The sequence below is a fragment of the Moraxella oblonga NBRC 102422 genome, from assembly GCF_001598275.1.
Classification (GTDB): Bacteria; Pseudomonadota; Gammaproteobacteria; order Pseudomonadales; family Moraxellaceae; genus Moraxella; species Moraxella oblonga.
The window spans coordinates 1-7,080 of the sequence record NZ_BCYQ01000064.1 but is presented as its reverse complement, the minus strand read 5'-3'; the positions used below and the strand labels follow the sequence as shown (position 1 = coordinate 7,080).

At 44.8% G+C, this 7,080-nt stretch carries 8 protein-coding genes; 2 read left to right on the top strand and 6 right to left on the bottom strand.

Going from position 1 to position 7,080, the window contains the following annotated elements; genetic code table 11:
- Positions 1-19: 19 nt before the first annotated feature.
- From dapE to MOB01S_RS11525, 5 genes are read right to left on the bottom strand one after another with little or no spacing between them, the layout of a single operon-like run.
- Positions 20-1,198, bottom strand: a complete 1,179-nt coding sequence (gene dapE, locus MOB01S_RS11545; protein WP_066805616.1) for a succinyl-diaminopimelate desuccinylase — start codon at positions 1,196-1,198, stop codon at positions 20-22.
- 13 nt (positions 1,199-1,211) lie between these two features.
- Entirely contained in the window at positions 1,212-1,670 is a 459-nt protein-coding gene (locus MOB01S_RS11540) for a GNAT family N-acetyltransferase (protein WP_066805612.1), read from the bottom strand.
- Positions 1,667-1,960: a type II toxin-antitoxin system TacA family antitoxin gene (locus MOB01S_RS11535; RefSeq protein ID WP_066805609.1), complete on the bottom strand. Its 294-nt coding sequence runs from the start codon at positions 1,958-1,960 to the stop codon at positions 1,667-1,669. The genes MOB01S_RS11540 and MOB01S_RS11535 overlap by 4 nt, the downstream gene beginning before the upstream one ends.
- 54 nt (positions 1,961-2,014) lie before the next feature.
- Positions 2,015-2,914: an ADP-ribosylglycohydrolase family protein gene (locus MOB01S_RS11530; protein ID WP_066805606.1), complete on the bottom strand. Its 900-nt coding sequence runs from the start codon at positions 2,912-2,914 to the stop codon at positions 2,015-2,017.
- A gap of 8 nt (positions 2,915-2,922) precedes the next feature.
- Positions 2,923-3,522 carry a 2OG-Fe(II) oxygenase gene (locus MOB01S_RS11525; RefSeq protein WP_066805602.1) on the bottom strand — a complete coding sequence of 200 codons (600 nt, stop codon included), beginning with the start codon at positions 3,520-3,522 and terminating at the stop codon, positions 2,923-2,925.
- An 85-nt stretch (positions 3,523-3,607) separates the two neighbouring features.
- Between MOB01S_RS11525 and MOB01S_RS11520 the strand changes: the two genes are divergently transcribed.
- Both MOB01S_RS11520 and pssA read left to right on the top strand, forming a co-directional pair.
- Positions 3,608-4,486, top strand: a complete 879-nt coding sequence (locus MOB01S_RS11520; protein ID WP_066805599.1) for a 23S rRNA (adenine(2030)-N(6))-methyltransferase RlmJ — start codon at positions 3,608-3,610, stop codon at positions 4,484-4,486.
- Positions 4,487-4,511: 25 nt separating this feature from the next.
- Positions 4,512-5,327, top strand: a complete 816-nt coding sequence (gene pssA / locus MOB01S_RS11515) for a CDP-diacylglycerol--serine O-phosphatidyltransferase (RefSeq protein WP_066805619.1) — start codon at positions 4,512-4,514, stop codon at positions 5,325-5,327.
- 54 nt (positions 5,328-5,381) lie between these two features.
- Here pssA and MOB01S_RS11510 read toward each other — a convergent pair whose 3' ends face one another.
- The gene (locus MOB01S_RS11510; protein WP_066805597.1) at positions 5,382-6,875 is read right to left on the bottom strand and encodes an autotransporter domain-containing protein; all 1,494 of its coding nucleotides are present in this window, start codon (positions 6,873-6,875) and stop codon (positions 5,382-5,384) included.
- Between the last annotated feature and the right edge of the window lie 205 nt (positions 6,876-7,080).

The window sequence follows — 7,080 nt, the reverse complement described above, 5'->3', positions numbered from 1 at the left end:
AAAAATAAAAATAAGAACATCAAGCGATGAGTTTATGTAAAATTTGTTCATAAATCAGTGTCAGATTTTCCAAATCATCTACCGCCACACGTTCATCAATCTGATGAATGGTGTCGTTTAGCACGCCAAGCTCAACTACTTGGGCGTTCATGATGGGGGCAATAAAGCGACCGTCTGACGTACCACCGCTTGTAGAAAGCTCTGCCTTTGTGCCTGTAATTTCGTCAATGGCGGACACCACTGCATCGACAAAGTTGCCTTTGGGGGTCAAAAATGGCTCGCCTGACAAACTCCACTCAATTTGATAAGTTGCCTTGCTGTTTTTAAAGTGCTTATCAAAAATGGCATGGGTTTTGGCTTTTAGACTTTCGGCGGTGTTTTCGGTGCAAAAGCGAAAATTGAATAGCATTTCTACGCTGTTGGGAATGACATTACTCGCCCCTGTACCACCGTTGATATTGCTAATTTGCATACTGGTGGCGGGAAAATAGTCATTGCCATTATCCCAAGTGGTCGCCACAAGCTCTGCCAATGCTTGCGACACTTCGTGGACTGGATTGACCGCCAAATGTGGATAGGCGATGTGCCCTTGTTTGCCTGTGACAGTGAGCTTGCCATTTAATGAGCCACGCCGACCGTTTTTGATGACATCACCAAGCGTTGCTGTGCTAGATGGTTCACCCACCAAGCAATAGTCCATACGCTCACCACGCTCTGCCAGAGTCTTGACGACTTTTTCGGTGCCATTAATCGCCACGCCTTCTTCGTCTGCGGTGATGAGTAGGGAAATGTCGCCTTTGTGATTTGGGTTTTTTGTGATGAAGTTTTGTACTGCCACACAAAATGAGGCAATCGCTGTCTTCATGTCGCTTGCCCCACGCCCCCACAAGAAGCCCTTCGCCACAGTCGCCGAAAAAGGCGGATAAGTCCACAAACTCTCATTGCCCACAGGCACAACATCGGTATGCCCTGCAAAACACAAATGTGGTGCGGTGGGGTCGCTCCCTCTTTTTTTGGCATATAGGTTTTTCACTTGGGCGTTTTTGCCGTTGTCATTGGGGTCGCCAAAATACATAAATTCGCACTCAAAGCCCAGTTTCCCCAAAAACTCTGCCAATATATTTTGGCATTCAAAATCATTGGGAGTAATGGACGGCTGTTGCAATAGGGCGGTGGATAAAGATAGGGTGGGGGTCATTATTGTTCCTAATTTAAATGGTATCTGTCGCCATAATTAAGCGATAAGGAATATCGGTTGGTAAAAATCCAAAACGCTGATAATAATTTGCCAATTCATCGGTTTTGGCATCAATAATCACAAAAGCAATGCCCGTATCAAGACTTAATACTTTGATTTTATTTAAGGCGTGGGATAATAAGATTTTGGAAAATCCTTGCCCTTGAAATCTTTTATCCACGCCAAGTTTCCCAATCAAAATCGCAGGAATTTTATTGGGATAGCCTTTGATTTTCATAATAAGTTCGGTATTGGACAAGCTATAAAACCCGATGATTTGATTAGGGTTATTTTCATCAATCAAACTGTGAATTTTGGCGATGTTTTTCTTGGCGTGTTGATTGGCAAAGTTTTTAAGATAAGTATTAATATCATCTTGTCCGCAATCAAAATTTTGCCTGTCATGATGTTTGGCAAGCCTTTCAAATCTCATGTCAAATCTGCCACATCACGGCTTAATGCCAATAGCTTGTTTAATTCATCATTGGCTTTGGGTGGATTGTCCAATAAGGTTTTGACAAGTTCGCTATCCTTTTCGGATAATTCCCAAACATCGCTCATTTGTGATACCTTGTGGCTATCTTGGATAAGTGTGAGCGATTTTTCATACATCGTTGTCAAGATAAAATGGCTCATGCTCACGCCCATCAGCTCGCTCGCTTTTTCAATGACGGCTTTGGCTTGGGGCGTGGTTCTTAGGCTAATGCGTTCGGTGGCTTGCATAAGTGTCCTTTGTGTGCCTGCTGTGTGCTTTATGGAAGTACATTATAGCACAGCTTAATCAAGTTGAGCCAATTTATTTGCCAAAGTCAAAATATGCTCACGCCAATACACCTCATTGACCCAACTTTCAGGAATGCCAGACAGTCCATAATACGCCCCTGCAATCTGCCCTGTAATGGCGGAAGTGGTGTCGGCATCATCGCCTAGATTGGTCGCCATTAAAATTGCGTCCTTAAAATTATCACTGTGATAAAACGCCCAAAGAGCGGTTTCTAAACTATCAACCACATAGCCTGTGCCAAAAATCTCATTACGGCTTTTGTGCTTAAAACTACCATCGATGACCGCTTGCACTTTTGGGGAAAAATCATAATTGTTGGTGGGGGTTAAAAGTTTGTCCTTATCTGTTTCGCCATTTAGGGCGTGATACAAAACTTCGCCAAAATAAGCACAAGCAGACAGACAGTCGGGACTGGCATGGGTGGTTTTGGAACTTAGGACGGCATATTCTACGCATTTTTGTAAATCATCGTGATAAAAGATAGGTATGGGGGCAAGTCGCATGAGTGAGCCATTGCCTGATGAATATTTGTCCCTGCTCCCTGCATAAGCCTCGCCTGTTTCTTTAAAATGTTCTAAGGCTTGCCGTGTTGCTGACCCAATGTCAAAGCATTTACCTGTGACCGAGTTTTCGCCCATGTCATACCACCGCAAATAGCGAGCCATTTGGTCTTTGGGGTCAAAGCCATCACACGCCACAAGGCTATCGGCAAGACACAACGCCATCGAAGTGTCGTCCGTCCATTGTCCTTTTTTAAGTCCAAACACACCACCGCCCACCATGTCGGTAATGGGGTCAAAGCTGTCTTTGCGTTTAAATTCTACCGTTGTGCCAACCGCATCGCCAATCGCCAGCCCCAGTAATGAACCTTGAATTTTTTCTAATTTGTCCATGTTATCCCTTACAGTAGTTTCTCATCTCGTCTAAGCCAAGTGGCAATGGAAAAACGTCTGCGATTGGTAATTTCTACTTGGTGTAACAGATTGCTATCAAAAATCACAAGGCGGTTTAATTTGGGCAGTAGTTGTACAGTGTCGCCTTGTTTATTGACGACCGTGATTTGTCCGCCATCTGTTTCGCCCCAGTTGTCATTGAGATAAAACACCGCCGAAATCACCCGTTCGTCTCGCCCTTTGGGGTTGTCTGAGTGCCACTTGTAGCCAAAGCCCGCAGGATAACAGGCGTAATGAGCCTCGCTAGAACGAATGCCTGTATATAGCGTGGCGTTAAAATACCGCCCCAGCTCATCAATCGCTCTCAAATATGTCATGCCAGTAGGACAACCTTCGTCAATCCAGCGAATGCTGTCGCCACGAATGGCACTCTCTCGCTCACCGTGTGTCAGTTTGGCTTCTTTATAATCAATAAATCCACTTTCATTTTGTAAGGTAATTAGGTCGTTTTTGTCAAATACATCATCAAGCACCATTGTGCCAGTTTTGACAAAATCATCAAGTTGGGGGTCAATCAGGGTGTGCCAATCGGTTTTAAAAGTTGTCATGTGCTTTAATCTTAAAAATAAAAAATAGCCAAAAACCGCTAACTATGCTACCATAAGTCATTCAAAATTACACGCATTTTACGTCATGAATTATAAACACGCCTACCACGCTGGCAATTTTGCTGATGTTGCCAAACATATTTTGTTATTACAATTACTCACCCAGTTTAGTGCCAAAGCCAAGCCATTTTATGTGCTTGATGCTTATGGTGGACGTGGGTTATATTCACTTCAAAGCGATGAAGCGGTTAAAACAGGCGAGGCGGATAAAGGCATTCGTGCCTTAGAAAGTGCCAACTTGGGTACACCGCCCAAAGCCATTGCCCAGTATTTACTTGACCTTGATACTGCTAGAAAAACCTACGACAAACACGTCTATCCAGGGTCGCCTTGGTGGATTGCCAATCACGCTGTGAATCACAGTCAAAACGCTCCCTTGCGTGCCGAAGCTTTTGAGGCGGTGGCGGACGAATACGATGCTCTAAATTATCAGCTTTACCAGCTTCCCATTGGCATTCATCATAGGAATGCTTTTGAGGGCGTGCCTGCGGTTTTGCCCCCCAAAGAAAAGCGTGGCATCATTTTGCTTGACCCACCTTTTGAGCAAGAACACAAGGATTTTAGTCGTTTGGTAGATTTGCTTGTGGCAAGCCACAAAAAATTTGCCACAGGTACTTTTGTACTGTGGTATCCCATTAAAAATATTGAAGCGGTAGAGCTATTTTATAAAAAAATGAAACGCACTGAAATCCGCCGTCAGCTTATCTGTGAGCTAAATTTATATCCCAATGACGTGGCGGTAGGTATGAATGGTACAGGATTGCACATCATCAATCCACCTTGGCAGTTTGATGAGTATGCCAAACAAATTTTACAAACGCTTGCACCCATTTTAAAACCTGCCAATGCCCCTGCCATGAGCCTTGATGAAATGGCGGTGGTCAAATGGCTTGTGGGCGAATAACTTTTTGATAAAAAATAAAAAAACTATGACAACCCAAACCCCAAAAGACCCCGATGATTATGATGGCATTACTTTTGAAGTAATTGAGGCTGAGCAACTTGGTGATCAAAAAAAAGTCAGTCGTGGCGTGTACCTTGTGCCAAATCTCATCACGACAGCGTCCATGTTATCGGCATTTTTTTCCATTGTTGCCAGTAGTGAAGGGCGATTTGACAAAGCGTGCCTTGCGGTGTTTGTGTCGGCATTTTTGGACGGCATGGACGGTCGTGCCGCCAGAATGCTAAATGCTCAAAGCCCTTTTGGAGAGCAGTTAGATAGCCTTGCTGATTGTGTTGCCTTTGGGCTTGCCCCTGCGGTACTGGTTTATCATTTTGCCCTACATGAGCTTGGGCGGATTGGACTTGCTTGTGCGTTTATATTTAGTGCGTGTGCGTCTTTTCGTCTTGCTCGCTTTAATGTACAAATTGGCACGGTAGATAAACGATATTTTATCGGTGTCGCAAGCCCTCTGGCAGCCATACTCATCACATCAAGTGTGATGGTTGCCAAAGACCATGCCAACGTCAGCCCCCAGACACTTGCCCTGATTTTGGCGGTATGGACGGTCATTTGTGGGTTACTTATGGTGAGCAACATCAAATATTACAGTTTTAAAGAATTTGACCGCCAAAAAGTTCCCTTTGTCGGACTGTTGTTTGGTCTGCTTGTCATGAGTATTGTTCTTAATGACATTCCTTTGGGGCTTTTAGTGATTGGAGTGATTTATGCTTTGTCTGGATTTTGGACGACCATTCAAGCAAAAATGTCAAAATCCCATGGGAAAAACCCACCAAACCAATAAACATACCCAACCAACATCTAAAAAAAGCCAACCATTTGGTTGGCTTTTAGGCATTTAAAAAGTACTTTCAATACGGAGCAATGCCCCACCCCCATGCTCGCCGTTGGCATTTTTATTGACATAGGGCAGGATTTCTACATGGCTTTGTGGAGCGACTTGATAACTTAACCCTGTGGCGATATGCCCTTGTGTTTTGGCAGGGCTTACTTTGTGGGAGAAGTTGTGCTGTTCTACCCCTGTTAGGCTTGCGGTATAGGCTGGGTCATCGCCTGATATTTTTTGGCTTGCCCCCACATCAGATACCCAAGACAGTTTATCGGTCATCGCAATGTGCGTTTTGACCCCTGCGATGGCAAAAGTTTGTTTGTACTGCATTTTCCCATAAGAAATCGGAAAAGCACTCTGCTCATTCTCACGATAGGCATCACGGCTAATGTCAGTATGTTTAACCCCTACATAGGCTTTGAGTTGTTTGTCATCAGTACCAAAAGCCTTACCTACTTTTGCCCCATAGCTTTTGCCTTTGATGGTGGCTTCATTCACCCCAATTTCAGTATTGGCAAGGGTTGGGCGAGTAATGGTGGCACTATAATCATCATACGCCCCAGAAATCTCACCAAAATACCCATTGGGCGATTGGTAACGCACCACAGCCCCCACACCCACATCATCGCCATCGTGTTTAAAACTGCTTGGCAATTTACGATGAGCAGAATGGTCAAGCGACAGCCCAACGGATACCCCATTACCAAACCCATAGCCGACATTGACCCCAAGTCCAGTATCTGATAAGCGTCTATCATCGTGGGCTTTGCTGATACTTATATCCTCTTGTAATCCAAAACAAAACCCATTAAGTTGCCCATCACGCACATTACACGCATACTGCAAACGGTCAAGGGCGTGCGACTGCATACCCATCAGAGCAAAACTATCCTCGCCAAGCTGTGCAATGGTTTTGGCGGTATTTTCCACATCAATACGACTAACCACGACAGGGGTGGTGGGCGTCACCACAGGTGGGGTTGGCGTAGGGGGCGTTACTACTGGCAAAGTAGGGGTAATGGGTGTGGTTGGTGGTGGGGTAACTGTTACGGGTGGGGTGGACGGTGTTGGCGTAACAGGGGGCGTGGGCGTACTGGCGGTATAGTCCAGTCGCCACAGGGTAGCTCTTTGTTTGTCATTATCATCACCTGCCCAGCCCCCTGCCACTTTGCCATCGCCACTTAGGGCTCTGACTATTGACCTGCCACTGTTATCCGCCCTTAAAGTACCCAAATCCGTCTTGGCCGCCCAATTCTCCCCTGACCAAATGATGGCTCTATCACTATTACCATTATCATATTCTGCCTCGCCCCCTGCCACTTTGCCATCTGAGCTTAGGGCATAGACTTCTGAATTGCTACTGTTATCTGCCTTTAAAGTACCCAAATCCTTCTTTTCCACCACCGTAACCGTATCAGCGTGGGCATAGGGGGCGGTCAGGGCGGTGAGTAGGGCTAGGCTTAGGGTGTTGTACACAAAAGTGGGAGAAATTTTTTGGCTCATAAAAAATCCTTATTAGAGTTGATAAAAGATTGAGTGGGCTATACATGCTTAGCACACTTGTATTATACTAAACCGTATTGACAATGCAAGTATTTTTTAACCCAATCCTGGACATTCCAACGACACAGATGAGTTAAAGCCTAAAAATTATAAAAACCCAAAAAAATCAACCCCCTACAACTTTTTTCAATTTTTTTAACCAAAC

Coding starts and splice junctions, on each gene's coding strand:
- dapE (WP_066805616.1), bottom strand. CDS start 1,198: ATGACCCCCACCCTATCTTTATCCACCGCCCTATTGCAACAGCCGTCC.
- MOB01S_RS11540 (WP_066805612.1), bottom strand. CDS start 1,670: ATGAGATTTGAAAGGCTTGCCAAACATCATGACAGGCAAAATTTTGAT.
- MOB01S_RS11535 (WP_066805609.1), bottom strand. CDS start 1,960: ATGCAAGCCACCGAACGCATTAGCCTAAGAACCACGCCCCAAGCCAAA.
- MOB01S_RS11530 (WP_066805606.1), bottom strand. CDS start 2,914: ATGGACAAATTAGAAAAAATTCAAGGTTCATTACTGGGGCTGGCGATT.
- MOB01S_RS11525 (WP_066805602.1), bottom strand. CDS start 3,522: ATGACAACTTTTAAAACCGATTGGCACACCCTGATTGACCCCCAACTT.
- MOB01S_RS11520 (WP_066805599.1), top strand. CDS start 3,608: ATGAATTATAAACACGCCTACCACGCTGGCAATTTTGCTGATGTTGCC.
- pssA (WP_066805619.1), top strand. CDS start 4,512: ATGACAACCCAAACCCCAAAAGACCCCGATGATTATGATGGCATTACT.
- MOB01S_RS11510 (WP_066805597.1), bottom strand. CDS start 6,875: ATGAGCCAAAAAATTTCTCCCACTTTTGTGTACAACACCCTAAGCCTA.